This window comes from Saccharothrix sp. NBAS 001 (assembly GCF_056640475.1).
Map to the genome: position 1 here is coordinate 241,135 of NZ_CM153251.1, position 24,790 is coordinate 265,924.

At 73.5% G+C, this 24,790-nt stretch carries 20 protein-coding genes and 2 pseudogenes; 10 read left to right on the forward strand and 12 right to left on the reverse strand.

Features of this window, described 5'->3' with window-relative positions; all coding sequences use genetic code 11:
• Positions 1–26 precede the first annotated feature (26 nt).
• The 6 genes from AC0HI0_RS01175 to AC0HI0_RS01200 form a co-directional block, all read right to left on the reverse strand.
• Positions 27–1,220 (reverse strand): hypothetical protein, encoded by a 1,194-nt coding sequence (locus AC0HI0_RS01175; protein ID WP_480930345.1) that lies wholly within the window; start codon positions 1,218–1,220, stop codon positions 27–29.
• Positions 1,217–2,728 carry an alkaline phosphatase D family protein gene (locus AC0HI0_RS01180; protein WP_480930346.1) on the reverse strand — a complete coding sequence of 504 codons (1,512 nt, stop codon included), beginning with the start codon at positions 2,726–2,728 and terminating at the stop codon, positions 1,217–1,219. The genes AC0HI0_RS01175 and AC0HI0_RS01180 overlap by 4 nt, the downstream gene beginning before the upstream one ends.
• Before the next feature lie 19 nt (positions 2,729–2,747).
• The gene (locus tag AC0HI0_RS01185) at positions 2,748–4,073 is read right to left on the reverse strand and encodes a DUF2252 family protein (protein ID WP_480930347.1); all 1,326 of its coding nucleotides are present in this window, start codon (positions 4,071–4,073) and stop codon (positions 2,748–2,750) included.
• A gap of 161 nt (positions 4,074–4,234) precedes the next feature.
• A complete protein-coding gene (locus AC0HI0_RS01190; protein ID WP_480930348.1) occupies positions 4,235–4,999 on the reverse strand; it encodes a hypothetical protein in 765 nt (254 codons plus the stop codon).
• A gap of 236 nt (positions 5,000–5,235) precedes the next feature.
• Positions 5,236–6,312 carry a galactokinase gene (gene galK / locus AC0HI0_RS01195; protein ID WP_480930349.1) on the reverse strand — a complete coding sequence of 359 codons (1,077 nt, stop codon included), beginning with the start codon at positions 6,310–6,312 and terminating at the stop codon, positions 5,236–5,238.
• A complete protein-coding gene (locus AC0HI0_RS01200; RefSeq protein ID WP_480930350.1) occupies positions 6,305–7,291 on the reverse strand; it encodes a LacI family DNA-binding transcriptional regulator in 987 nt (328 codons plus the stop codon). Before AC0HI0_RS01200 ends, galK begins: the two co-directional genes overlap by 8 nt.
• A 151-nt stretch (positions 7,292–7,442) precedes the next feature.
• Between AC0HI0_RS01200 and AC0HI0_RS01205 the strand changes: the two genes are divergently transcribed.
• The gene (locus tag AC0HI0_RS01205; RefSeq protein ID WP_480930351.1) at positions 7,443–7,754 is read left to right on the forward strand and encodes a hypothetical protein; all 312 of its coding nucleotides are present in this window, start codon (positions 7,443–7,445) and stop codon (positions 7,752–7,754) included.
• A 33-nt stretch (positions 7,755–7,787) separates the two neighbouring features.
• Positions 7,788–8,147: pseudogene (locus tag AC0HI0_RS01210) on the forward strand (YybH family protein); the annotation flags it as partial.
• A 20-nt stretch (positions 8,148–8,167) separates the two neighbouring features.
• Here the strand turns inward: AC0HI0_RS01210 and AC0HI0_RS01215 are convergent.
• Positions 8,168–8,779 carry a hypothetical protein gene (locus AC0HI0_RS01215; protein ID WP_480930352.1) on the reverse strand — a complete coding sequence of 204 codons (612 nt, stop codon included), beginning with the start codon at positions 8,777–8,779 and terminating at the stop codon, positions 8,168–8,170.
• Between the two features lie 123 nt (positions 8,780–8,902).
• Here AC0HI0_RS01215 and AC0HI0_RS01220 point away from each other — a divergent pair, with 123 nt between their 5' ends.
• Positions 8,903–9,967 carry a sensor histidine kinase gene (locus AC0HI0_RS01220; protein WP_480930353.1) on the forward strand — a complete coding sequence of 355 codons (1,065 nt, stop codon included), beginning with the start codon at positions 8,903–8,905 and terminating at the stop codon, positions 9,965–9,967.
• Complete coding sequence (locus tag AC0HI0_RS01225) at positions 9,964–10,602, forward strand: response regulator (RefSeq protein WP_480930354.1); 639 nt, start codon at positions 9,964–9,966, stop codon at positions 10,600–10,602. The genes AC0HI0_RS01220 and AC0HI0_RS01225 overlap by 4 nt, the downstream gene beginning before the upstream one ends.
• 90 nt (positions 10,603–10,692) lie before the next feature.
• Here AC0HI0_RS01225 and AC0HI0_RS01230 read toward each other — a convergent pair whose 3' ends face one another.
• Positions 10,693–12,006 (reverse strand): 4-hydroxy-3-methylbut-2-enyl diphosphate reductase, encoded by a 1,314-nt coding sequence (locus AC0HI0_RS01230; RefSeq protein ID WP_480930355.1) that lies wholly within the window; start codon positions 12,004–12,006, stop codon positions 10,693–10,695.
• Between the two features lie 282 nt (positions 12,007–12,288).
• On the reverse strand, positions 12,289–13,893 hold the full coding sequence (locus tag AC0HI0_RS01235; protein ID WP_480930356.1) for an NsdA family TPR-like regulatory protein: 1,605 nt from the start codon (positions 13,891–13,893) through the stop codon (positions 12,289–12,291).
• 344 nt (positions 13,894–14,237) lie between these two features.
• On the opposite strand from AC0HI0_RS01235, the gene AC0HI0_RS01240 reads away from it, so the two are divergent.
• Both AC0HI0_RS01240 and AC0HI0_RS01245 read left to right on the forward strand, forming a co-directional pair.
• Entirely contained in the window at positions 14,238–16,067 is a 1,830-nt protein-coding gene (locus AC0HI0_RS01240; protein ID WP_480930357.1) for a DNA/RNA non-specific endonuclease, read from the forward strand.
• 177 nt (positions 16,068–16,244) lie between these two features.
• Positions 16,245–17,267, forward strand: a complete 1,023-nt coding sequence (locus AC0HI0_RS01245; RefSeq protein ID WP_480930358.1) for a hypothetical protein — start codon at positions 16,245–16,247, stop codon at positions 17,265–17,267.
• A gap of 43 nt (positions 17,268–17,310) precedes the next feature.
• On the opposite strand, the gene AC0HI0_RS01250 is transcribed toward AC0HI0_RS01245, so the two are convergent.
• Complete coding sequence (locus AC0HI0_RS01250) at positions 17,311–18,504, reverse strand: FAD-dependent monooxygenase (RefSeq protein WP_480930359.1); 1,194 nt, start codon at positions 18,502–18,504, stop codon at positions 17,311–17,313.
• A gap of 88 nt (positions 18,505–18,592) precedes the next feature.
• Here AC0HI0_RS01250 and AC0HI0_RS01255 point away from each other — a divergent pair, with 88 nt between their 5' ends.
• Both AC0HI0_RS01255 and AC0HI0_RS01260 read left to right on the forward strand, forming a co-directional pair.
• The gene (locus AC0HI0_RS01255) at positions 18,593–19,126 is read left to right on the forward strand and encodes a TetR/AcrR family transcriptional regulator (protein ID WP_480930360.1); all 534 of its coding nucleotides are present in this window, start codon (positions 18,593–18,595) and stop codon (positions 19,124–19,126) included.
• Between the two features lie 169 nt (positions 19,127–19,295).
• Positions 19,296–19,484, forward strand: a pseudogene (locus AC0HI0_RS01260) (IS982 family transposase); the annotation flags it as partial.
• A 20-nt stretch (positions 19,485–19,504) separates the two neighbouring features.
• Here AC0HI0_RS01260 and AC0HI0_RS01265 read toward each other — a convergent pair.
• Both AC0HI0_RS01265 and AC0HI0_RS01270 read right to left on the reverse strand, forming a co-directional pair.
• Entirely contained in the window at positions 19,505–20,203 is a 699-nt protein-coding gene (locus AC0HI0_RS01265; RefSeq protein WP_480930361.1) for a PP2C family protein-serine/threonine phosphatase, read from the reverse strand.
• A gap of 131 nt (positions 20,204–20,334) precedes the next feature.
• Entirely contained in the window at positions 20,335–21,168 is an 834-nt protein-coding gene (locus tag AC0HI0_RS01270) for a siderophore-interacting protein (protein ID WP_480930362.1), read from the reverse strand.
• An 83-nt stretch (positions 21,169–21,251) separates the two neighbouring features.
• Between AC0HI0_RS01270 and AC0HI0_RS01275 the strand changes: the two genes are divergently transcribed.
• Both AC0HI0_RS01275 and AC0HI0_RS01280 read left to right on the forward strand, forming a co-directional pair.
• Positions 21,252–23,057 (forward strand): ABC transporter ATP-binding protein, encoded by a 1,806-nt coding sequence (locus tag AC0HI0_RS01275; RefSeq protein ID WP_480930363.1) that lies wholly within the window; start codon positions 21,252–21,254, stop codon positions 23,055–23,057.
• Positions 23,054–24,787, forward strand: coding sequence for an ABC transporter ATP-binding protein (locus tag AC0HI0_RS01280; RefSeq protein ID WP_480930364.1), 1,734 nt, complete (start codon positions 23,054–23,056; stop codon positions 24,785–24,787). The genes AC0HI0_RS01275 and AC0HI0_RS01280 overlap by 4 nt, the downstream gene beginning before the upstream one ends.
• Positions 24,788–24,790: the final 3 nt, after the last annotated feature.

Here is a 24,790-nt window from a genome sequence, read left to right on the forward strand (position 1 = left end):
GCCCCCGCGAGGGCGCGCCGCGCGGCTCACCACGTGCTGTTCTGCCACCCGGTCCCGAGGTAGACCTGGTCGAAACCGTTGCCGTCGTTGTCGTCGGTGTAGACGACGGTGACCAGGCCCCACGCGTCCACGCCCAGGGCGGCTTCGTCCTGCCGCCCCGTGGCCGTCTGCACGGTGTTCTGGCGCGGCAACCGGCCCTCGGTCGAACCGTCCGGGTTGAGGCCCTGCGTCACGACGTCCGAGGCGACCACGGACGTCACCACGGCGGAGCGCTGGTCGTCGATCCCCACCTGCGGGTCGGTGCCCGCCACCAGAGTGTCCACAGTGGACTCTGCGGCCCCGGTGGCGGAGAACGAGCGCACCGCCGTCTGGAGCGTCCCGGTGTGGTCGGTCTCCCACGCCACCGCGAAATCGCCGTTGAAGTTCGCGGCCACCGACGCGTGCCGCTGCTGGCCGCCGCCGGCCGCGTTCACCCCGGCCTGCGCCAACTTCACGCCACCGGCTGGGGTGAGGACCTTGCGGGCCACGTTGAAGAACCCGTTGCCGTCGCCGTCCTCGTCCCACACGACGATCGCGTTGCCGGCCGCACCCATGGCCACGTCAGGACGTCGGTGCGTGCCGCCGTTCGCGTGCACCTGGGCCTCGTAGGTCTTGGCGGACACCGACCCGAAGCCCGCCACCCGCACGGTCGCGTTCGTGGTCGACTGCTTGTCCTCCCACGCCACCGCGAAACCCGCGCCGTCCGGGTCGGCGGCCACCGCCGCGACGCTCTGCTGGCCGTCCGACGACGCGTTCGCCGTGGCGGAACCGGCGATCGTGCCGTCCGTGCGCACGACCCGCACGGCGATGTTGTAGAAACCGTTGCCGTCCGGGTCTTCCGACCACACGACGACCGCGCTGCCGTCGTCGTGCAGCGACACGTCGGGCTGCACGTGCGTCCAGTTCCCGGTGCCGCCGGCCGACAACTTCTTCTCGTACCGGGATACACCGTCCTTGAACAGCCGGATCCAGACGTCGCTGTGCAGCGCGTCGCCGGGGTCGGTGGCGTCCCGGTCGTCCTCCCACACCACGGCCGTGTAGCCGGTGCGCACGGCGGACACGGCGGCGTTGTCCTGGTCGCCGGTCGCGGTCGAGTTCGCGGTGGTCCACGCGACGGCGGCGGACGCGGTGCCCGTGGTCACGAGCATCAGCGCGGCGGCCAGTGCGATGATCTTCTTCACGGTGCCTGCAATCCGGGGTTGCCCGCCCGCACGACGTAGCTCTGCACGGTCTTGACCGGGTAGTCCCGCACGGTCACCTTGTCCACGCAGCGGAAGTCGACCGCGACCTGGCTCGGCGTGGTGACGGTGCGGACGTAACCGCGCAGGTTCTTGTGGAACTTGACGTGCGGGTTGAGCGCGGACAGGCCGTTGTCGGCCGCGTTGCCGTCACCGCCGGAGGTGACCGACGTGGTCACCAGCTCGGTGCCGACGATCCGGTCCTGGGTGGTGTAGTTGAACATCAGGTTGCTCGCCCACGAGCGGTGCACGTCGCCGGTCAGCACGACGGTGTTCTTCAGCCCCGCCGCGTCCCACCCGCGCTGGAGCCGGTCGCGGTTGGCGGTGTAGCCGTCCCACGAGTCCATCGACCGCGCGCCGTCCGCCGACGCGAGCTTCTGCGCGAAGAACACCTGCTGCCCGATGAAGTCCCACGTGGCGAGCTTCTCGCGCATCCCGTTGAGCAGCCACGTCTCCTGGGGGTTGCCGGTCAGCGTGCGGGTCGGGACGTCCGCCTCCGGGCACACCTTCGTGCCGTCGCCGCACGCCTGGTCGTCGCGGTACTGGCGGGTGTCGAGCATGTGGAACGTGGCCAGCGAACCCCACCGGACCCGGCGGTACAGCTGCATGTTCTCCGCCGTCGGGGCCTGCGCGGGCCGCAGCGGCATGTGCTCGTAGTACGCCTTGTACGCCGCCGCGCGCCGGGCCCGGAAGTCGCCGGCGGGGGAGCCGTCGTTGCGCACCAGGTTGGCGTAGTTGTTCTCTACTTCATGATCATCCCAGACGACCAGCCAAGGTGCGGCGGCGTGCGCGGCCTGGAGGTCGACGTCGGTCTTGTACTGCGCGTGCCGCACCCGGTAGTCGGCCAGGCTGGCGATCTCCGCGGCGGGCGCGTGCTTGCGGACGTTCGTGGTGGAGGCCGCGCCCTCGTAGATGTAGTCGCCCAGGTGCAGGATCAGGTGCGGGTTCTCCTCGGCCATCCGCCGGTACGCGGTGAAGTAGCCCGCCTCGTAGTGCGAGCACGAGGTGAACAGCATGGTCAGCGCCGGGGACGTGCCGGGCGCGGGCGCGGTGACCGCCCGGCCGACGCCGGAGACGAAGCCCAGCGCGCGGAACCGGTAGAAGTACTCGCGGCCCGGCTGGAGGCCGGTGACCTCGACGTGCGCGCTGTGCGCCCACGCCTGCACGGCGGTGACCGTGCCGGACTTGGCGATCTGGGTGAACCGCTGGTCGGTGGCCACCTGCCACTCGACGGTGGCGCTCGCGCTCGACATGCCGCCCAGGCCGTCGGCGTCGAGCGGGCTCGGCGCGAGCCTGGTCCAGATCACGAAGCCGTCCGGTGCGGGCTCGCCCGACGCGACGCCGAGCGTGAAGGGGTAGGCGACGGCGTTGGCCGTGGTGGGTGCGAGGACCGTGACGCCGGCACTGGCGATGCCGCCGGCGATCAGGGTTCGCCGAGTCAGGGGGGACATGGGACGGTGTGCCTCCTTTTCAGAACAACGCGCGACCGTTGTTCTTCGCGGTGACGTAGGCCGACCAGTCGGCGGTGACCTGGTCGGCGTAGCCGGTGGCGAACGCGCGGGTCTCGGCCTGGAGGCCGGACACGGACGTGATCGCGTTGTCGATCGCGGCGTCGGCGGAGTAGGCGATGCCGGTCCCCGCCAGGTCCCGGTCGGCGCGGGCGTGGCCTGCGGCGAGCAGGCGGGCGACGTCGCGCACGGTGTCGTCCCAGATCGCCGACGACGTCAGGTCGCCGACCGCCAGGTCTTCGGCGAACGGCGACTTCTCCTTCACCAGCACCGGAACCGCGCCGACCTGGGCCCAGCCGGCCAGCGGGTCGGACTGGTTCACGAGCCACCGCAGGGCGAGCGCGGGCCGCTGCCCGCCGGTGAGCGTCGTGGCGGACGGCGCGAGCGGCTTGGGCGCCGGGTCGACCTGCTGCTTGAGCTCCAGGATCCGGTCGTCGGAGGCGGCCGCGGTGTCGCCCTCGACCAGCACGTACCAGCGGTACCGGCCCAGGCTGCCGGTGCCCGCGCCGGTCCGCCGGCGGACGTCCTTCACGGTCGCCTCGGCGGCGGTCAGCGGGTCGGCGGCGGTGGTGCGGTAGGCCGCGACGGCGTTGACGAGTTGGGTGCGGGTGGCGGCCGGCACGGTCTGGAGTTCGGGGTCGGCCTTGAACCGCCCGCCGGACGTCCAGCGCGCGACGAGGTCGGCGCGGCTGTCGGCGTCGGACGCGTCGATCAGGTCATGGCTGAGGTCGGACGTGTTGGCCTTGGTCAGCCGGTAGGTCAGCTCGTCGTCGTTGCCGTGGAACTTGCCGATCCACTGGGCGTACTCGGCGACGAACGTGTTCAGGTCGGTGGTGGTCTGCGCGGCGCTGCGGCCGTTGCGCCGGGCCGCCAGCACGATGGAGACGGCCTCGCGCCGCAGCTCCCAGGTCCAGTCGCCGATCCACGCGTCGTCGGTGTCGGTGAGCTGGTACTGCTCGGTGTTGTCCGCGCCCCGGTCCGCGCCGGTGTTCTCCAGGTGGGCGTCGCCGGTGATCCACACCTGCGTGCCGCGGTAGCCGGACGGGGCGAGTTCGCCCAGGTCGCGGTAGTAGAGCGGGGAGGTGCCGCGGAAAAAGCTCCACGGGTCGGCGGCGAGTTTCGCGGTGCGCGCGGTCAGCTCGTCGTCGGTGGCTCCGTTGTTGAGCACGTGCAGCGCGTGGTCACGGGCGTAGACGACGGACACCGGGTCGCGGGTCAGCCCGGCGGCGTTGGCCGGTGGCGCGGGGAGCAGGAGGACCAGGGCTGCGATGACGGCTAATCGGCGCATTCCTAGATGCGTACACGCCCAAGGTGAGCGCGCGCCATCCTCCACATGTACACCGGGTTGTCTTGGTCGGCGCCTGCGCGCAGCCGAAGCACCACCGGAAACGGGTGGGGAGGATCAGCGCCGAGCGGGCCGGCGCGCTCCGGCCGCCGTGCCGCCACGGCTCACGCGGTGATCCACAACGGCCAGATGGTGAGCAGGTCGTCCGCTTCGTCGTAGGCGATCCGGCGGCCGAAGCAGGTGACGGCGAGCCGCCTGCCGGGCCCGAGCATGGCGCTGCCCGGTCCGAGGAAGTGCTGTTCGTCCAGCGGGATCACCACGGTCACCGCGTCCGCCGGGTCCTCGAAGACCAGTTCGGTTCCCCGGTGTCGGGCGGGGCGCGCGCCGAACGTTCCCCGGACGGACAGGTGGCCGGACCAGCTGATCATCCGCCCGATGGTCTCCGAGGAGATGTCCTGGCGTCGCCGCGCGAGGTCCTGCCGGGCCGCGTGGAGCAGTTCGGTGCCGATCCCGTCGCCGTTGTCGTCAGGCCGGAAACGATTGCGCGTCACCCGGTCGACCATCGCGGCGGCGAGCCGGGCCAGCGGGTCGCCGTCCGCGATGGCCCGCTGGACCGGGGACCGGAACGACGGGCTCGCGTCCAGGTCCACGGCGTAGACCGCGTCCGAGGCGGTCAGCGCGCGCTCGACCCGCAGCGCCAGGTCCGTGCTGGTCCGCCTGCGTTGGTAGACGGTGCGCTCCGCCTCGCCGCTCTGCCCGCCGCGCTTGTACCCGCCCCACTCCCCGAAGCCGATCGCGGTTTCCCGGTTGCCGCCCCGGGTCGTCCCGGTCTCGTGCTCGGTCAGTTCCAGCGCGGAGAACAATTGCGCGTAGGTGCTTTCGACGGACTGCTGATCCAGGTACAGGAATAACGCGGGATGTGCACTCATGCGCGTTCTTTCTCGCTCGACCTTGCCGAAATGCGGCCCTGCGGACGTGGCCGTTCCGGTTTTGTGGTGCGAGGAGCGTACCTGCGGGGTGGGGTGCGGGCAACGGTCGACAGGGCGCGTTTCGGGCCGGTCCGGCGGTGTCGCGAACCGGCGCGGGCTATTCGCGTCCGGCCGGAAACCGCCATTCTCGGGCTGTTCGGCAAGGCCCGCAAGAATGTGGTGCCCGACCGCCGGCGTCACCCGCGCCGCGCCCCTTCCGACGCGACGGCCGGCCAGCAGTCGGGTTCGTGGAATCCCTTGTCGGCGAACGCCCGCCGCACGGCCGCCGTGCAGGCCGCCGTCCGGTCGGCGTCGACCAGCGCGACGACGCAGCCGCCGAACCCGCCGCCGGTCATCCGCGCGCCGAGCGCCCCGGCACCCAGCAACGCCCTTACCGCGACGTCCAGTTCCGGCACGGTCACCTCGAAGTCGTCGCGCAACGACTCGTGCGACGCGGTCAGCACCGGCCCGATGTCGCGAATCCGGTTGTCCCGCAACAGGTCCACCACGTCCAGCACCCGCCGGTTCTCGGTCACCACGTGCCGCACCCGCCGGGCCGGCTCGTCGGACAACCCGCCGGGCACCTCCGTCACGTCGCGCAACGCGGCCACCCCGAGCACCTCGGCCGCCCGGTGGCAGGTCGTCCGCCGCGCCGCGTACTCGCCGTCCACCAGGCGGTGCGGCGCGCGGGTGTCGACCACCAGCAGCGCCAGACCCGCCGCCGCCGGGTCGAACGGGATGTGCGCGAACTCCAGGCTGCGGGTGTCCAGCAGGAGCGCGTGGCCCGCGCGGGCGAGCAACGACGCCGACTGGTCCATGATCCCGCACGGCATCCCGACGAAATCGTGCTCCGCGCGCTGCGCCAACCGGGCCAGCCCGAGCCGGTCGACGTCCACTCCGGACAGTTCGGCGACGGCCAGCGCGGTGGCGCTCGCCAGCGCGGCGGACGAGGAGAGCCCCGCGCCCGGCGGCACGTTCCCGTCCACCTCCAGGTCGAACCCGCCGACCGGGAAACCCGCCTGGCGCAACGACCACACCACCCCGGCCACGTACGCGGCCCACCCGGAGACCACGCCCGGCGCGAGGTCCGCGACGGCGACCTCCAGCACGCCGTCCGCCTGCCGGGACCTCGCGCGCAGCACGCCGTCGGCCCGCCGCGCGGCGGTGACCCGGACGGCGTGCGGCAACGCGATCGGCAGCACGAACCCGTCGTTGTAGTCGGTGTGCTCCCCGATGAGGTTGATCCGGCCGGGCGCGATCCACACGTCAGCCATCGAGCGTGCTCTCCCTGATCTCCACCGTGAACGGCGTCCGGACGTGCTCCGGCGGCAGGTCCGGGCCGTCGACCCGGCGGCGCAGCAGGTCCACGGCGGCGCGGGCGATCGCGGCCTTGTCCGGCGCGATGGTGGTCAGCGACGGGCGCAGGTACGCGCTCTCGTCGTTGTCGTCGAACCCGACCACGGCGACGTCCTCGGGCACCCGCGCGCCGTGGTCGGCGGCGGCCCGCAGCGCGCCGGCCGCGAGCAGGTCGTTGAAGCAGAACACCGCGTCCGGCGGCGTCGGCCGGTCGAGCAACCAGGCCATCGCGCGCGCCCCGTCCCGGCGGTGGTAGTTCTCGACGGTGGCCACCGCGCCGGCGGGCAGACCCGCCTCGGACAGCGCCTCGCGGAAGCCCCGGAGGCGTTGTGCGGCGGTGCCCCGGTGCGGGTGCGCGCCGATCGCGGCGATCCGCCGCCGGCCCAGCCCGACCAGGTGCCCGACCGCCGCGCGGGCAGCGGCGGCGTTGTCGGTGCCGACGTGGTCCAGCGGCAGGTCGACGGTGTGCTCGCCGAGCAGCACGGCGGGGACCGACAACGCGTCGAAGTCCTGTTCACGCAACGACTCCGGGCTCACGATCGCGCCGTCCACCAGGTGCGGGCCGAGCGCCGCGAGCGCGTCCCGCTCGCCCTCGCGGGTGCCGGAGGTCTGCTCGATCAGCACGTTCCACTCGTGCCGCCGCGCCGCGCGCAGCACCAACCCGGCGAGTTCGGCGAAGTAGGGCACGGTCAGCTCCGGCAGCACCAGCGCGAGCAACCCGGTGCGGCCCCTGCGCAGGTTGCGCGCGCCGAGGTTCGGCCGGTAGCCGGTCGCGGCCAGCGCCCGCTCGACCCGCCGCCGGTTCTCCGGCTTCACGAACGCGTGGCCGTTGACGACGTTCGACACCGTCTTCACGGACACGCCGGAGAGTTCGGCGACGTCCTTCAGGGTGGCCATGGTCGGGTTCCGTCCTGCGCGGTGGGTGATCGGGAGCCTAGGTCGTGGCGGGCGGATTTACAACGTTGTTCCAACGATGTAAATCCCGTCACACCTGGCCGGATCCGGTGAACCGCCCTGGTCGGGCCGAGGGCGCTGCTAGCGTGCGGTCATGAAAGCCGCCGCCGTCCTGGGCACTGTCCTGCTGGTGCTGTTGACGCCGGTGGCGTTCCTCTACGGCCTGTTCGCGTTCACGCCGACGACCGGCTGCAAGGACTCGAACGCCGGCGTGTGCGCGTACGGGCAGCTGCCGATGATGCTGAACCTGCTCGGCCTGCCGGTCGTGGTGCTGGCGGCGCTGCTGGGCACGTGGATCGGCCGGGTCGGCCCGGCGACGCGACCGCCCCGCTTCCCGGTGCCCTACCTCGGGATCCTCGCCGTGCTGGGGCTCGAATATCTCGGTTACGCCATCGCGTCGGCCTGACTACTCTCCGGGACTCGCGGAGACCGGAGACCGATGACCTCGGCGACCTTGCTCCGGCAGCTCAACCACGACGTGTGGGAGCCGTTCCGCAGCGCGTACGGGGATCTCGACGCAGCGGCGTTCCTGGCGGTGCACGGCCCGGACCTGATCCGCGCCGGCGGCCCGGCCGGGCAGGTCGTGGGCCACGCCGACTACGCCCGGCAGATGGCCGAGTGGTTCGACCGGGTGGCGGCCAACGGCGACTCGCTCGACATCCGGTTCCGGTTCGTGGAACGGCTCGCCTCCGCCGACGCGGCGAGCGAGCGCGGGCTGTTCCGGATCGACGCGATCCGCGCCGGCACGCCGAAGGTGTTCCACGGCAGGTTCCACGTGTTCTGCCGCAGGCTCGACGGCCGGTGGCGGATCGTCGTGGACTACGAGGCGGACGAAGAGACCACCGAGGCCGCGTTCGAGGCCGGCGCGGTGCCGGAGGACGTGGCGGCGTTCGCGGGGTGGCGCCGGGCGACCGAGACCGCGAGCCAGACCAGCGAGCCGCCCGCCAGCACGTGCACGCCGCTGGTCAGCGGGGTGTCGGGCAGGCGGGCGGCGAGGGCCAGCACGGGCAGCGCCACGGCGTGGGTCCACACCGGCACGCGCGGGTGGACCTTCGCGCGCAGCATCGCGGCGGCGAACAGCACCGTGCCGGTCGCGAACACCAGCGCGCTCGCCGCCAGCACGAGCCTGGTCGGCGCGGCGGGCTCGACGTCGAGCGGGAACAGCACGACGTTGAGCGCGTACGCCGCCGCGCCGAACAGGCCCAGCCCGATCACGTCGACCGCGTAGGCGATCGACCCGAACCGGCCGGCGCGGTCGCGCTGACCGAGGTGCAGGGCGGTGATCAGGGGCAGCGCCAGGGCCGGCGAGACGCCGATGGCGAGGCTGGTGGGCAGGGTCTCGCCGACGAACGCCTCGACGGCCCCGGTGACCGCGATCAGGATTCCGGACAGGGCGCCGGACAGGGCGCCGAACCGCAGCAGGAAGGTCATGGCGGCGACGCTAGGAGCGGCCACCGGCCGGCGGGCAGTGCCGACCGGCCGGCGTCGGGGGTGCCGGTCGGCACGTGCCTTCCGGCGCCCCCGCCCGCGCCGGAACGGAAGTAGCCTGCGCTGGTGCGCCCGGTTCCGTGGTTGTCCCCGCTGCTGTACGGGGTCGTGCTGGTCGCCGGCTGCTACGCGGGCCTGACCGGGCTCGGCGTGGTGCGGCCGGAGTTCGTGGCGGGTCTGGTGGTGCTGGCCTCGGTGGACGTGCTGGAACGCCGCCGGTACCCGGCGTGGACCCCGGCCAGGCCCGCCGTGGCGCTGCTGGCGGCACGGGCGGCGCTGGTCGTCGTCGTGGTCGCGGCCGACGGCTCCGGGATGTCGCGGGTGCTGTTGCTGCTGCTGCCGTTCGGCGCGTACTTCGTGTTCGGCCGGCTGGTCGCGGTCGGGCTCGGGGTCGGCTGCCTGGTGCTGCTGGTGGTGGCGTTCGAGGTGACCGCGCCGGGGTGGGCGCGGCAGGTCGAGCAGGTGTCGGACCTGCTGATGTTCGCGGTCGGGCTGGTGCTCACGGTGGCCATGGCGGCGGTGGCGGTCGAGGCGCGGCTCAGCCGCGCGCGGCTGGCCGAGCTGTCGGCGGCGGCCGAGCGCAACCGGGTGGCGCGGGAGGTCCACGACGGGCTCGGGCACCACCTGACGGCGGTGGCCGTGTTGCTGGAGAAGGCGTCCGCGTTCCGGGAGCGGGACCCGGCGGTGGCCGACCGGGCGCTGGCGGACGCGCGGGAGTCGGCGCGCCGGGCGTTGGCGGACGTGCGGAGTTCGGTGCGCACGCTGCGCGAGCCGTTCCGGCTGGCGTCGGCGCTGGAGGAGTTGACCGGCGGGCTGAAGGTGGCGCTGGACTGCCGGGGCGACGAGACCGGTCACGAACCCGCCGCGCTGTTCGCCGTGTACCGGGCGGCGCAGGAGGGGATCACCAACGCGTTGCGGCACGCCGAGGCGTCCGCCGTCGCCGTGTCCGTCCACTGTGGACATTCGGGTCTGCGGCTGGAGGTGGTGGACGACGGCCGGGGGTTCGAGCCCGGGCGCGAGGGGTTCGGGTTGGCCGGGATGCGGGACCGGGTGGCGCAGCTCGGCGGCACGGTCGACGTGCGCGGCGAGGCCGGAACCCGCCTGGTGGTCACGATTCCGAGGACGCCGTGAACGACGTGCGCGTGCTGGTGGTGGACGACCAGCAGCTGATCCGGGAGAGCATCGCGTCGCTGCTGGACATCCAGCCGGGCATCGCCGTCGTCGGCACGGCCGGTGACGGGCGCGCGGCGGTGGACCGCGCGGTCGAGCTGCTGCCCGACGTGGTGCTGATGGACGTGCGGATGCCGGTGATGAACGGGATCGACGCGCTGGCCGTGCTGCGCGGGCGCGTGCCCACGTGCCGGGTCGTCATGCTGACCACCTTCGACGACGAGGAGTACGTCGTGCACGCGCTGCGCGGCGGGGCGAGCGGCTACCTGCTCAAGGACCGGCCGGCCCGGGAGCTGGCCGCCGCGGTCCTGCTCGCGCACGACGGCATCGCCCAGTTCGATCCGGCCGCGGCGGCCCGGCTCGCGGCGGCGTTGAACCGCGGCACGGCGTCACCGCCCGCCGACCACGCGCTCACCGCACGCGAGGTGGAGGTGCTCAAGCTCGTCGCGGGCGGCAGCACCAATCGGGAGATCGCCCGACGCCTGTACGTCAGCGAGGGCACGGTGAAGAACCACATCTCCCGCATCCTGACCCGCCTGGCCCTGCGCGACCGCACCCAGGCCGCCCTCTACGCCCGCGACCACGGCCTGCTCTGACCCGGCCGGGGCGACCCCGGCGGACGACCCGCGCGCCGCGCCGGATCCCGCTCGTCACGGCGGGATCCGGCACGGACCCCGGCGATCCGGTCACCCGGTCCTGATCGGCTCGGCGGGCGCGGCGGGCGGCGGGGACGGCGCGTGCCACGCCGGCACCCCCAACGCGGTGTCGTAGGTGTCGACTTCGCGGCGCACCACCGCCATCGGCCCCAGGCCGGCCACCGCCGTCGCGATGTCGTCCACCACCTGCGGCGCGGCCGACAGCGAGTTGGTGACGCCGATGCTCCACGCCGACGCCAGCCACCGGGGCCGGATCTCCTCCACCCCGGCCACCGCGTGCACCTCGGGGCAGCCGGCCGCCCGCGCCCACTCGACCGCGACCCGCACGTCCGGGTCGTCGGCCGCGCCGACCACCAGGAACACGTCGGACGCCTTGGCCACGCCACCGACCGCCTCGGCGCGGTCGCTGGCCGCGTAGCACAGGCCGTCCGGGTGCTGGGCGCGCACGCGGGGCACGGCGTGCCGGAGGGCCGTGATCACGGCGGTGGCCTCCTCCACCGGAAATCCCGGTGCCACCAGGAACGAGACCCGGTCCGGGAACGCGAACTCCAGCCGGCGGACGTCCTCGGCGTTCTCCACCACCCTGATGTCCTCCGGTGCCGACGCCAGCAGCGGCTCCAGCATCGCGTGACCCGCCCGGCCGATCACCACGACCGTGTCGCCCCGCCGCACGAACTTCTCCACATCGGCGTGGACCCGTGCGACCAGCGGGCAGGTCGCGTCCACAACGGACAGTTCCAGCGCGGCGGCATCGGCCCGCACGGAACGGGAAACGCCGTGCGCGGGGAAGACCACCGTGGCGCCGGCGGGCACGGCGGCCAGGTCGGTCGCGACCTTCGCGCCCCGCCCGGCCATCTCGTCGGCCACGTGCGCCTCGGCGACCATCCGCCCGAGCAGGTAGACGGGGTCGCCGCGGGTGAGCGCCCGTCCGGCGGCCGCGACCGCGCGTCGCATCCCCCAGCAGGCCGGTGTCACCTCCGTCAGCACCATCCGGCGCGTGCGCAGGACCGACGACCACTCGTCCATCACCTCCTTGGTCGCCGCCAGGGCTGCCGCATCGGCGCTGTGCGCGGCCGCGCCGAAACCGATCGGACGCCCCTCCCGGTCCAGCCAACTCGTCACGTCCAGCTCCGCGCCTGCCCCGTCCTGCCCGGCCCGGGGCGCGCCGAACGTGCCGAACCGGACCCGGATGCCGCGCCGCCGGAGTTCGCCGGCGACCAGCGGCGCGGCCGCGCACCGGACCTTGCCGCGCACCGGGATCTCCAGCCGCCGCGCGACCACGACCTCGCCCTCGACCACCTGGGTCGAGGACTTCGACCTCTCCCGCACCACACTTCGGTTCATCAGACCGACCTCTCCAGACGAAACTGTTGGGGTGAGGTTCAAGGATGTACCCGATGTGGGTCCCTGCAAGGGAGTTCTCGGCGAAGTCCATGCCTTCGTGCGTCGGCGCGTCCCGACAAAACACGCTCTGCTGTCCGTCCTGAGGCGGCGCTGCCCGGTTCCTCCCGTTCGGGTTCCACCGACGTGGCGCGCGGGCGGGGGAGTCGGCCGCGCGGCTGCGAGCAGTGGCAGCCGCACCCCCCGGACGGGACGTGGCCGGCCGGTTCCGACGTTACGGGCCGGTCACGGTTTCCGCAGCGCGCGGAGCACGAGCGGCCGGGACATCACGCCGGCTGCGGCGTCCGCCAACCGGTTCGCACTCGTTCCCGCCTCGTTCTCCGCGCGCAGCGCCTGTACCAGACGGGCGCGGGCCCGTTCGGCGGCGGCGGTCGCGTGGTCGAGTTCGGCCACCGCATCGGCGACGCTGTCCGGCGCGGTGACCGGTTCGGTGACCGGCGGTGGCACCTCGGGGGCCCGCCGCGACGTCCCGGGCCGTCGGGTGATCTGGTGCACGGCGGTGGCGCGGTGCAGCAACGCGGTGGCGGCGCGGTGGTTGGCGTAGGGGCGCAGCATGGCGCGCATGGCCGACAGCGCGGCGCGGGCGCGGGCACTGCGGACGGCGGGGTAGTCGTCCAGGAAGCGGTGCCAGGTCTCCACGGCGTGGTCGATCCGACCGTGCCGCAGCCGGAGTTCGGCCAGGCGCGCCACGGTGATGAGCCGGGACCGGCGTTCGGTGGCCGGCCGGTGGCGGATCGACCGCTCCAGCGCCCTCATCGCGCCGGGGCGGTCACCGAGGCGGGCGAGGACCGCGGCCTCCTGGTGGGCCAGGGACGCCCAGTGGTGGGTGCCGACCACCGACGCGGAGCCGGCGTCGTGGTCCAGCCGGCGCTCGGCCGACCGCAGGTGCGCCAGCGCCCGGTGCCGTTCGCCGTTCGCGGCGCAGGCCAGCGCCACCTGGCCGTCCAGGAACGCCCGGGTCGACCTCGGCGCGCGGGTGCCCGCCCGCGCGGCGGCCTCGGCCAGGTCGAGGGCGTCGGCGGGGTGGCCGAGTGTGTGCGCCTGCAAGGACATTCCGCGCAGGGTGACCGCGTAGCCGGCCGGGTCGTCGGCCTCGGCCGAGAGCCGCAGCGCGCTGAGGTAGTAGCGCTGCGCGAGACCGTCGAGCCGGTCGTCCACGCACAGGAAGCCGCACAGGTAGGCCATCCGCGCGGCCACCGAGAACAGGTCGCGGCGCAGCGGGCCGGTGGTCGGCGCGCGCAGCCACGGGCCGATGGCGGTCGCCAGGTAGTCGGCGACGGCCGGCCGCGTCGCGCCGGCACCGTGGGCGGCGTCGGTGGCCGAGAACAGCCGCAGCATCGTGCCGGCGGCGTCCACCTCGTCCCGGCCCACCCGGATCGAGGTCGCGTCCCGGGGCACGAGCGCGGCGCGCACCGCCACGGCACCCTCCCAGCCGGCCGCCGGCGGCGGTTCGAGGCGGTAGACGAACGCGGTGCCGAGCCGCCGGGAGCCCGCTGCGGCGCAGAGGGCGGACAGCCGGGCCACCGGGTCCTCCTCCCACCACGGGACGGACTCCCCGGCGGGCTCGGCGTACCCGAGTTCGGCCGGCGTCGTGCGGCGGCGCAGGCGGCGGGACAACGCCTCGGCGATCAACCCCGGCACCGGCGGGCGGGGACGCGCCCCCGACAGCCACTGGGCGACCGACGCGCGTCCGTACCGCAGCGACAGACCGGATTCGGCGCCGATCGCGTTGACCTCGACGGCCAGCGCTTCACCGCTCCAGTCCGCCTCGGCCAGCAGCGCGCACAGGCTCTCGCCGGGCCGGCGGCGAGCGGGACGTGACTGCGTCATGGCACTGCCTCGGGGTCTGGGAAGCAGTATCGACCCGGTGCGGGCGGACGTGCCCCCCGTCCAGGTTCCGCCACCGGGTACCCGTGGCCCGCCGTCACCACACACCGCGGCGACCCCGTCGCGCGGTGATCTTCCCGGCGGCCCGTCGAAGTGGTGCGCGCCGGCCACCCGGTGTTCGCCGGTTGTTGATGTTTCCGTTGCCCTGCTTGGAGAAGCTTGATCAGGTAGGCGTTTGGCGGGCTGGTCCTGGGCTGAACGGGTGAACCGGTCGGGCGGCGGCTAACGGCGACCTGTGGGTTGTCGACAGCAAGGCACCGACGTGCGCACACAGGGGGTTGCGCTTCATGGCCAAGAAGAAGAACGAGACGCTGCTGGCTTCGCTCCGGCGGTTCGTGCGCACCAAGGGCACCGACTTCCTGCGCGACCACAACGTGTCCTCGATCGGCATCGGCTACAAGGTCGAGGACGGCAAGGCCACCGACGAGATCGCCGTCCAGTTCACCGTGCGGCAGAAGGCCGAGCCCGAGGCGTTGGGCGCGCTGGGCACCACCCTGCTGCCCGAGTCGATCACCGTGGACGGCGTCGAGGTGCCGACCGACGTGCTCGAACGCGACTACCGGACGAACTTCCAGATCGTCGCCGAACGCACCTCCGGCGACCGCAAGAGCCGGGTCGACCCGGTCACGCCCGGCGTCAGCGTCGGGCACGTGAAGGTGTCGGCGGGCACCGTCGGCTGCATCGTGTACGACCAGGTCGACGGGACGCCGTACGTGCTGTCGAACTGGCACGTGCTGCACGGCCCGGACGGCGCGATCGGCGAGGTCGTCGTCCAACCCGGTCCGCACGACGACAACCGGCTGGAGCGCAACCGCCTGGGCACCCTGGTCCGCTCCCACCTGGGCGCGGCGGGCGACTGCGCGATCGCCACCATCGAGGACCGGCGGTTCGCCGCCGACATCGCCGAACTCGGCGTGTCCGTGGACAGGATCGGCGAGCCGGAACTCGGCGACAAGGTGGTCAAGAGCGGCCGGACCACGGGCGTCACGCACGGCGTGGTGCGCCGCGTCGACACGATCGTCAAGCTGGACTACGGCGGCGCGGCGGGCGTCAAGGAGATCGGCTGCTTCGAGATCGGGCCCGACCCGGCCAAGCCCGCCCCCGGCGGCGAGATCAGCACCGGCGGCGACTCGGGCGCGGCCTGGGTGTTCAAGTCCGCCAACGGCAAGCCCGGCAAGACCTTGGCGGGCCTGCACTTCGGCGGCGAGGCCGGTGGCAGCACGGACGAGCACGCGTTGGCGTGCCTGCCGCAGTCGGTGTTCGAGAAGCTCGGCGTGACGCTCAAACCGCCCAAGCCCCAGCCGAAACCGGCGAAGTCCGGGTTCGCGGCGGACTTCCTGGGCGTGCCGGTGGGCGTGCCGGTGCTGGGCGCGGCGGCCAAGGCCGACGCGGTGGTGCTCGGCGGCACGGAGGTCGTCGACTACACGCACTTCTCGCTGGCGCTGAGCAAGTCGCGGCGGTTCGCGTTCTGGGTGGCGTGGAACATCGACGGCAAGACGCTCAAGACGATCAACCGCAGCGGCATCCCGTTCGTCCTCGATTCGCGCATCCCGGCGAAGTTCCAGGTCGGCGACGAGCTGTACAAGGGCAACCGGCTCGACCGCGGGCACGTGGCGCGGCGCGCGGACCTGTTGTGGGGCAGCCAGTCCGAGGCGGAACAGGCCAACGTGGACTCGTTCTTCTTCACCAACATCACCCCGCAGATGGACGACTTCAACCAGAGCATGCGGCACGGCCTGTGGGGCAGGCTGGAGGACGCGGTGCTCGCCGACGTCGAGGTGGACGACCTCAGGGTGAGCGTCTACGGCGGCCCGGTGTTCCAGGAGGACGACCGGGTGTTCCGCGGCGTGCGGCTGCCCCGCGAGTACTGGAAGGTCATCGCCTTCGTGGAGCAGGGCGTGCTCAAGGCCCGCGCGTTCGTGCTGACCCAGAACCTCGACCAGCTGGAATCGCTGGAACTGGACGAGTTCCGGGTGTTCCAGGTGAAGCTGACCGACGTCGAGGCGCGCTGCGGGTTCACCTTCCCGGAGCCGCTGCACGCGGCGGACACCCTGGCCGGGCCGGAGCTGCTCGGCGACCGGCCGCCGTTGGACGACCTGGCCGACATCCGGTGGTGAGACCCGGCCCGCGCGTCCCACGGGAACGGGGCGCGCGGGCCGCTGCGCACGGGCGATGACCGACGGGTCCGCGCGGAAGGCCGCCCGCCGGTCGACCCTGGCGCGCGTGATCGGCCCCGTGGCACGCTGCGCAGGAGGGCCGGGTGGGGACCCGGTCGGGCGGACTCGGGGGTGCGTATGAGGATTCGTCGCGGTTTCGGCGCGGTCGCGGTGGCCTGCGCGGTCGCGGTGGGCGTCGTGACGCCGGCCGCAGCGGTACCGGTGGCGACCGACCTGGGCCACCTGCCCGGTGCCACCACGTCGATCGCGCGCGCCGTGAACGCCGGCGGCGAGGTGGTCGGGAGTTCCGGTTACGACGGGTTCCCGAGCTGGAGCCGCGCGGCGCGCTGGAACACCGACGGCACGGTCACCGATCTCGGTGCCCTGCCCGGTGCCTGGGGCAGCAGCGCCACGGGGATCAACGACAGCGGCGTGGTCGTCGGGCACTCGATCTCGAACCTGTTCATCCACACGCCGGTCCGGTGGAACACCGACGGCACGACCACCGTGCTGCCGCTGCTGCCCGGGAGCACGGGCGCCTATCCCGCCGCGATCAACAACTCCGGCGTGGCGGTCGGCTATTTGCTCGGCGGGGCCGCCGGAACCACGCGCGGCGTGCGCTGGAACGTCGACGGCACGATCACCGAACTGCCACCGCTGCCCGGCGGGTACACCGTGGCCATGCCCGAGGCGGTCGCCCCGGACGGGACGGCCGTGGGCACCTCGGCGGGCACCAGCCTGCGCAACCGGGCCACCCGCTGGAACACCGACGGCACGGTCACCGACCTGGGGATCCTGCCCGGCGGGTACGAGAGCCGGGCGCGCGGCATCAACGCCCACGGCGCGATCGTCGGCTACAGCCGCACCTCCACCGCCGCCGACCACGCGGTGCGGTGGAACCCGGACGGCACCATCACCGACCTGGGCGTGCCGGCCGTGTCCGGGACGAGTTGGGCCAACTCCATCAACGACGCGGGGGTCGTGGTCGGCCAGGCGAGCGGGCCGTCCGGCGCGTACCGGCCGGTGCGGTGGACCGCGGCGGGCGCGATCACCGACCTGGGCGCGCTCGCCCCGGACGGGACGGCCAACGCGTGGGCCGTCTCGGCCACCGGTGTGGTGGTCGGGGAGAGCGGCAACCAGCGCCGCGCCGTCCGCTGGTGACCCCGGGGGTGGGCCGCCCGACTCGCGGGCGGCCCGGCCCCGTTCAGCGTGAGCCGACCGGCAGCGGGTAGTCCTTGAGGCGCACCGAATCGTGCAGCCGCAACCCGTTCGCGTCGAGCTTGGCCAGCAGCCGCCCGATCGGCACCGGCAGGTGGGAGACGACCCGGCCGACGTTGCGCAGCAGCCACACGTCCCGCCGCGTCACCGGCACGATCCGCTTCGCCGCACCCACCGCGAACGCCCGGCTGCGGCGCACGTAGTCGCCGATCTCCCGTTCGTACGCGGCGAACGCCCGCGCGTGGTCGCCGCCCGCCGAGGCCAGCTCCCCGGCCAGCACGTACGCGCCGACCACGGCCAGGCTGGTGCTCCCGCCGACCGCCGGTCCGGGGCAGTAGCCCGCGTCGCCGACCAGCGACACCCGGCCCCGCGACCAGGTGTCCAGCCGGACCTGGGTGATGGAGTCGAAGTAGAACGCGCCGTCGCCGTCCAGCCAGTCCGCCACCCCGGCCACGTCCGCGAACGCGGTGCGCAGCAACTCCTCCTGCCGCGCGACGTCCCGGTAGTGGTAGTCCAGCTCCCGGTCGCTGTGGAACAGGAACACCGCCCGCGCGTCGGGCAGGTGGCGCGCGGTGTAGAGCGCGGCGACCCGGCCGGGTTCGACGTGCGCGATGGTGCGGTCGGCCAGGCCGAGGCGGTCGGGCAGCGACCGCACCGCCAGGTACGCGCCGATGAACTCCTCGCGCACCTGCCCGAACACCAGCCGCCGGACGTTCGAGTGCAGCCCGTCCGCGCCGACCACCACGTCGAACCGGCGGGGCGCGCCGTGCTCGAAGGTCACGTCGCCGTCGTCGGAGATCGACGTGATCGAGTCGCCGAACACGTACTCCACGTCGTCCGCGCCGGCGCGGTGGAACACCTCGCCGAGGTCGTCGCGCATGATCTCGACGTGCCGGTCGGACAGCGCGCCGAACAGCCGCCGCAGGTCGACCTCGACGGGCCGGGTGCCGGCGGTGTGCACGGTCATCCGGTCGGTGCCGGTCCTGAGGTCCTGCACGGCGGGCAGCACGCCCATCCGCTCGGCGATGTCCATGGCCGGGCGGAACAGGTCCACCGCGTGGCCGCCGGTCTTGCGCAGCGCCGGCGCGCGTTCGACGACGGTCACCTCGAAGCCGTACCGGGCGAGCCAGTAGGCCAGGACGGGTCCGGCGATGCTCGCGCCGGAGATGAGTACTCGCATGGTCCCCCCTTACTTACTTAACGGATGGTAAGTCGCCGGGTGCGCGGCCGCAACCCCTTACCGACCGTTAAGTCGGTATGCTGCGGGGATGTCCAGGCCGAAGTCCGACACGAAGGCCCGCGCGCAGGCGGTGGCCCGTGAGCTGTTCCTCAAGCAGGGGCTCCAGCGCACCAGCCTCCAGGACATCGCCGACCGGCTGGGCGTCTCGAAACCCGCGCTGTACTACCACTTCGCGTCCCGGGAAGACCTGGTGCGCAGCGTCGTGGAACCGCTGTTCGACGACGGCCGGGAGTTCGTCGAGCGGGCCGAGCGCGGCGGGATGTCCCCGCGCGAGCTGCTCGCCGGCTACTTCGAGTTCCAGTACCGGCACCGCGAGGTGGTGGCGCTGCTGGTGCGCGAACTCATCTCGTTGCAGGAACTCGGGCTGCTCGACCAGGTGTGGCAGTGGCGGCAGCGGCTCGCCGTGCTGCTGGTCGGTCCCGAGCCGTCGCTGGTCGACGCGGTGAAGGCGACCGTGGCGCTGGGCGGCCTCGCGGACTGCGTGATGGTCTTCCCGGACGCGCCCTACGACGAGCTGTGCGCCGCCGGCGTCGACGCGGCCTGCGCCGCGCTCGGCCTCTAGATGACGTCAGAACCGACGACCTGCCACCTGCCCGGCCAACCCGGCTGCAACAAGCGGCTGCGCAAGGCGTCCGGCCTGCTCAAGGTCGTGATCAGGCCTACGCCCTGACCGGAGCCGAGGCCGACGAACGCACCACCCCGCTCGACATCCTCGACACCGACCCAAGCCGCTGCGCCAGACCGTCGAGTCGATCGACCAGACCCTCAACGCCCGACTCGACCTCGAACGACACGGCGGACGCACACCCGCGGGAGTGATCGCCCGCGTCCCGCAACGCGTCCCCGCCCCCACCGCAGCCATCCGGCACAACGACCACACCGGACGCCACGTCAAACGATCCCCGACCGCCTACGACCACCAACCCTGGGAATCAACCATCTACTCGGCTCGCAGGACGATCGCGGTGGAGTTGTCGTTGCCTCCCGCCGCGTCCGCCATCGCCAGCAACGCCCCGACCATGACCTCCGGGGTCGCCTGCTGGGACAGGGTCTCGTGGATCCGGTGGTACGGCACCTGCTCGGCCACCCCGTCGGTGCACAGCAGGTACACGTCACCGGGCGCGGCGGTCAGCCGCATCAGGTCCGGCTCCGGCCCCGCCGGGTGGCCGACGTACCTGGTGAGCTGGTAGCGGGCGGCGGCGGCCTGGGGCGAGTCGAACGGGTACCAGCCGTGCACCGCGCCCAGCCACGCCATCGTGTGGTCGACGGTGAGCAGTTCCAGCAGCCCCCGGCGCAGCCGGTACGCGCGGGAGTCGCCGATGTGCGCCAGCCACAGGCCGTCCGGGGTCTCGACCAGCGCGGTCAGCGTGCAGCCGGCCAGCGCGGCGATCTCCCGGCCGTAGTCGCCGACCTGGCGGTGGGCGGTGGCGACGGCGTCCGCGAGGCCCTCGGCGGACCGGGCGGCGCGCACCAGGAGGTCCACGGCGGTGCGGCCCGCCATCGAGCTGCCCGGGCCGTCGCCCATGCCGTCCGCGACGGCGGCCAGCAGCGGGGACGTGGCGAGGTGGGCCACGTCGAAGTTCGCGGTGTAGCGGTGGCCGGTGTCGGTGCCGACCGCGGCCCGGAACGTCGGATTCATCCGGCCGACCCTAGACGATCAAGACCGCGCTCCCGGGCGGAACGAGTGGACGTCACACCCCGCCGCGGAGTGTTCTTCCGCGACGGTGACTCGGTTTGCGGTACGTCGGCGGCGGCCCGGCGGTTCCGGCGTCAGAGCCGGGCCGCGCCCACCTTCCAGTAGCCGCTGAACATCACCGAGCGGCGGTCGACGCCGCGCTCCTTCACCAGGTGCCGCCGCACGCCCGTCGCCAGGCCCGATTCCCCGCACGCCCACGCGTAGTCGAAGTCCGGGAGCGCGGTGTCGCGCAGCGCGGGCACCACGTGCGAACCCGGCGCGTCCGCGCCGCGGTACAGCCAGTCCACGGCGTCCAGCGGCAGCGCGTAGCTCTCGTCGGGCACCTCGGCGTACACCCGCAGGTCGTGCTCCGAGCGCTGCTCCAGGATCGCGGCGAGCGCGGGCAGCGCGGTCTCGTCGGCGACGAGCAACGCGCTGCCGCCGGGCGGGGATGCCTGGTAGGCCGACGCGCCGGCGCGGAACCCCACCTCCTGGCCGACGGCCGCGCGGGTCGCCCAGCGCGTGCCGGGGCCGGCGTCGCCGTGCAGCACGAAGTCCGCGTCGATCTCGCCCCGCTCCGGTCGGTGCGCGCGGACGGTGTACCAGCGCACGTCGGGCTGCTGGTCGGCGGGCATGGCGCGGATCGCCGCCCGGACGTTGAGCTTGTCCTCGCTGGGCATGGTCAGCACGCCGCTCGCGGGCGGCATGAGCAGGCCGAACCACTCGTCCGGGCCGGTGAGCCGGAACTCGGCGAACTCCGGCGCGTGGAACGTGACCCGGCGCAGGTGCGCGGTCAGATCCTCGACCGCCGACACCGTCATCCGGAACTGCTCGTACACCTCACGGGTGTTCGTCTTCGCCATCACCAGGGACACCGCCTTGGTGAGGACCTTCAGCTGGAGCTGGTCCAGGGCCGAGTAGCGAGGCATGGCCGGAGCGTACATCAGGTTAGGCTTACCTAAAGCAGACAGGTTGTCGTAAACTCTCGCGGCAGAGCGGAAGGGGGCACGGTGTGACCACCGTCGTTGTGGAGGAAGCGCAGGTCGGGGCCGCTGCGGCGGCACCGGCCGACGCGCGCGCCGAGGGCCGTGCGGCGGCTCGGGCGCTGGCCGGGCTGAGAGCGCCGGTCATGGGCCGGACGCGGTTCGCGATGCTGCTCGCGGCGATCGGCGCGCTGGCCGGGCTGGTACCGTTCGTGGGGTTGGCCGAACTCGCCACCCTGCTCCTGGCGCAGACCGTCGACCGGGGCGCGGTGATCACCGTGGCGTGGGTCGTGGCGATCGGGCTGGGGGTGCGCGGCGTCCTGCTGGGGGTGGCGCTGACCATCACCCACTTCGCCGACGTCGACCTCCAGGCCGCACTGCGCCGGCGGATCGTGCGCCGGCTCGGCCGGGTGCCGCTGGGCTGGTTCGGCGCCACGAACTCCGGCGCGGTCCGCAAGGCCGCGCAGGACGACATCGCCAACCTGCACCACCTGGTCGCGCACCACTCGGTGGAGATGACCGCCGCCCTGGTGCTGCCGCTCGGCGGGCTCGGGTACCTGCTGTGGCTGGACTGGCGGCTCGCGCTGCTGGCCGTCGCGACGCTGCCGTTCTACGCCGGGCTCTACGCGTGGATGATGCGCGGCTACCAGGAGAAGATGGAGCAGATGGACACCGCGTTCGCGCGGATCAGCGCGGCCGTCGTGGAGTTCGTGACCGGGATCGGCGTGGTGAAGGCGTTCGGCCGCACCCGCCGCGCGCACGAGAGCTACCACCGCGCGGCGGGGGAGTTCGGCCGGTTCTACGCGGCGTGGGTGCGGCCCATGCTGAAGCTGGAGGCGGTCGGCACGCTCGCGCTGTCCGCGCCCGTGGTCGGCCTGGTCAGCCTCGCCGGCGTGCTGTGGTTCGTGGACGCCGGGTGGGTCACGCCCACCGAGGCGATGACCGAAGTCCTGCTGGCCATGGTGATCCCGTCGACGGTGATGGCGCTGTCGTTCGGCGCGCACAACCGGCGCACGGCCGCGTCGGCGGCGCTGCGCATCTCGACGCTGCTGGCCACCCCGGAACTCCCGGTCCCGGCCGCGCCGAAGACCCCGACCGGGCACGCGGTGGAGTTCGACGACGTGCGGTTCGGCTACGACGGCACGACCGAGGTCCTGCGAGGGGTGAGCGCGGAACTGGCCCCCGGCACGGTGACCGCGCTCGTCGGACCGTCCGGTTCGGGCAAGTCGACGCTGGCCACCCTGCTGCCGAGGTTCCACGACGTGACCGGGGGAGCGGTCCGCGTGGGCGGCGTCGACGTCCGCGACATCGCGCCCGAGCAGCTCTACAAACTGGTCGGGTTCGTGCTCCAGGACGTGGCGCTGGTGCACGGCACGGTCGCCGACAACATCCGGCTCGGCCGGCCCGACGCGTCGGACGAGGACGTGGTGGCGGCGGCGAAGGCGGCCCGGATCCACGACCGGATCACCGAGCTGGCCGACGGCTACGCGACCGTGGCCGCCCGGTTCTCCGGCGGTGAGGCGCAGCGCGTCGCCATCGCCCGCGCCCTGCTCGCCGACTGCCCGGTGCTGGTGCTGGACGAGGCGACCGCGTTCGCCGACCCGGAGTCCGAGGCGGCGGTGCAGGACGCGCTGTCCGAACTGGCGAAGGGGCGCACGGTGCTGGTCATCGCGCACCGCCTGGCCGGGATCGTCGGCGCGGACCGGATCATCGTGCTGGACGGCGGCGAGGTCGTGGAGCAGGGCACGCACGCCGCGTTGATGGACCGCAACGGCCGCTACGCCCGGCTGTGGTCCGCGTACGGGGGAACCGCACAGCGAGGGGACGTCCGATGATCAAGGAACTGGCCGCCATCCTCGGCCCGCGCCACCGCCGCACGCTGCGCACGTACCTGGTGTGGGTGGTCGTCTACGGTGTGCTGCAAGGGATCGCCGCCGCGCTGCTGATGCCGGTGCTGCGCGCGCTGCTGGCCGGCGAGTCCGGCGAGGCGGTGCGCTGGCTGGTCGTCATGGCCATCGCGGTCGCCGCGACCTGCGCCGCGCACTACATCCAGGCCATGAAGGGCTTCGCGGTGGCGCTGGTGGTGCTGACCACCCTGCACGAACGGGTCGGCGAGCACGTCGGCGCGCTGCCCGTGGGCTGGTTCACCGACGAGCAGATCGGCCGGCTGTCCCGGGTCGTCACCAACGGCACGGTCAGCGTCGGCGGCCTGTTCGCGCACCTGATCACGCCGCTGGTGGCCGGTGTCGCCACGCCCGCCACGGTCGCGCTGGTGACCCTGGTGTTCGACTGGCGGCTGGGCCTGGCCATGCTGGTCTGCGCACCGCTGCTGCACCTGGTGTTCCGCTGGTCGGGCCGGATGGTCGGCCGCGCCGACGAGTTGCAGGACGCCGCCGCGGTGACCGCCGCGAGTCGGGTGGTCGAGTACGCCCGGCACCAGCGGACGCTGCGGGCGTTCGGTCGCGGCTCCGCCGGCCACCAGCCGCTGGAGGCGGCGATCGAGGAGCAGCACGTGGTGGGGCGCAAGGCGTTGTGGATGTCGGTGCCCGGCATCCTCGCCGGCGGGCTGGTCACCCAGTTCGCGTTCACCGTGCTGATCGTGGTCGGCGTGGTGCTCGCGCTGGGCGGTTCGGCGGACGCGGCGACGCTGATCGCGCTGCTGGCGCTGGCCGCGCGGTTCACCGGGCCGCTGAGCGAGGTCTCCGAGCTGGCGGGCGCGTTGCGCATGGCGCACAACGACGTCCGGCGGATCTCGTCGGTGCTGGCCGAGCAGCCGCTGCCGGAACCGTCCACTTCGGACCCAGTGGTCGCGCCGGGCGCGGTCGAGCTGGCCGGGGTCGGGTTCGGCTACCTGCCGGGCAAGCCCGTGCTGCGGGACGTCTCGATCACCGTGCCGCCGCGCACCATGACGGCGCTGGTCGGCGCGTCCGGCTCGGGCAAGACGACGGTGACCCGGCTGATCGCCCGGTTCTGGGACGTCGACGCCGGCGTGATCCGGGTCGGCGGCGTCGACGTGCGCGACCAGACCACCGAGGACCTGATGGCCCAGGTGTCCATGGTGTTCCAGGACGTCTACCTGTTCGACGACACCTTGGAGGGCAACGTCCGGGTGGGCCGCCCGGACGCCACGCCCGAGGACGTGGTGGAGGCCGGTCGGCTGGCCGGCGTGGACGAGATCGTCGCGCGGCTGCCCGAGGGGTGGCGGACGAAGGTGGGCGAGGGCGGCACGTCGCTGTCCGGCGGCGAGCGCCAGCGGGTGTCCATCGCCCGCGCCATCCTGAAGAACGCGCCGATCGTGCTGCTGGACGAGGCCACGGCCGCGCTGGACGCGGAGAACGAGCGGTTCGTGCGCGACGCGCTGGAGGTGCTGCGGCGGCGCTCGACGCTGCTGGTCATCGCGCACCAGTTGCCGACCGTGGTGGCGGCGGACGAGATCGTCGTGCTGGCCGACGGCGGCGTGGCCGAGCGGGGCACGCACGCGGAACTGCTCGCGGCCGACGGCCGTTACGCCGCGTTCTGGCGGGAGCGCGACCGGGCCCGGGGCTGGCGTCTCGCGGGCCGGTGACCG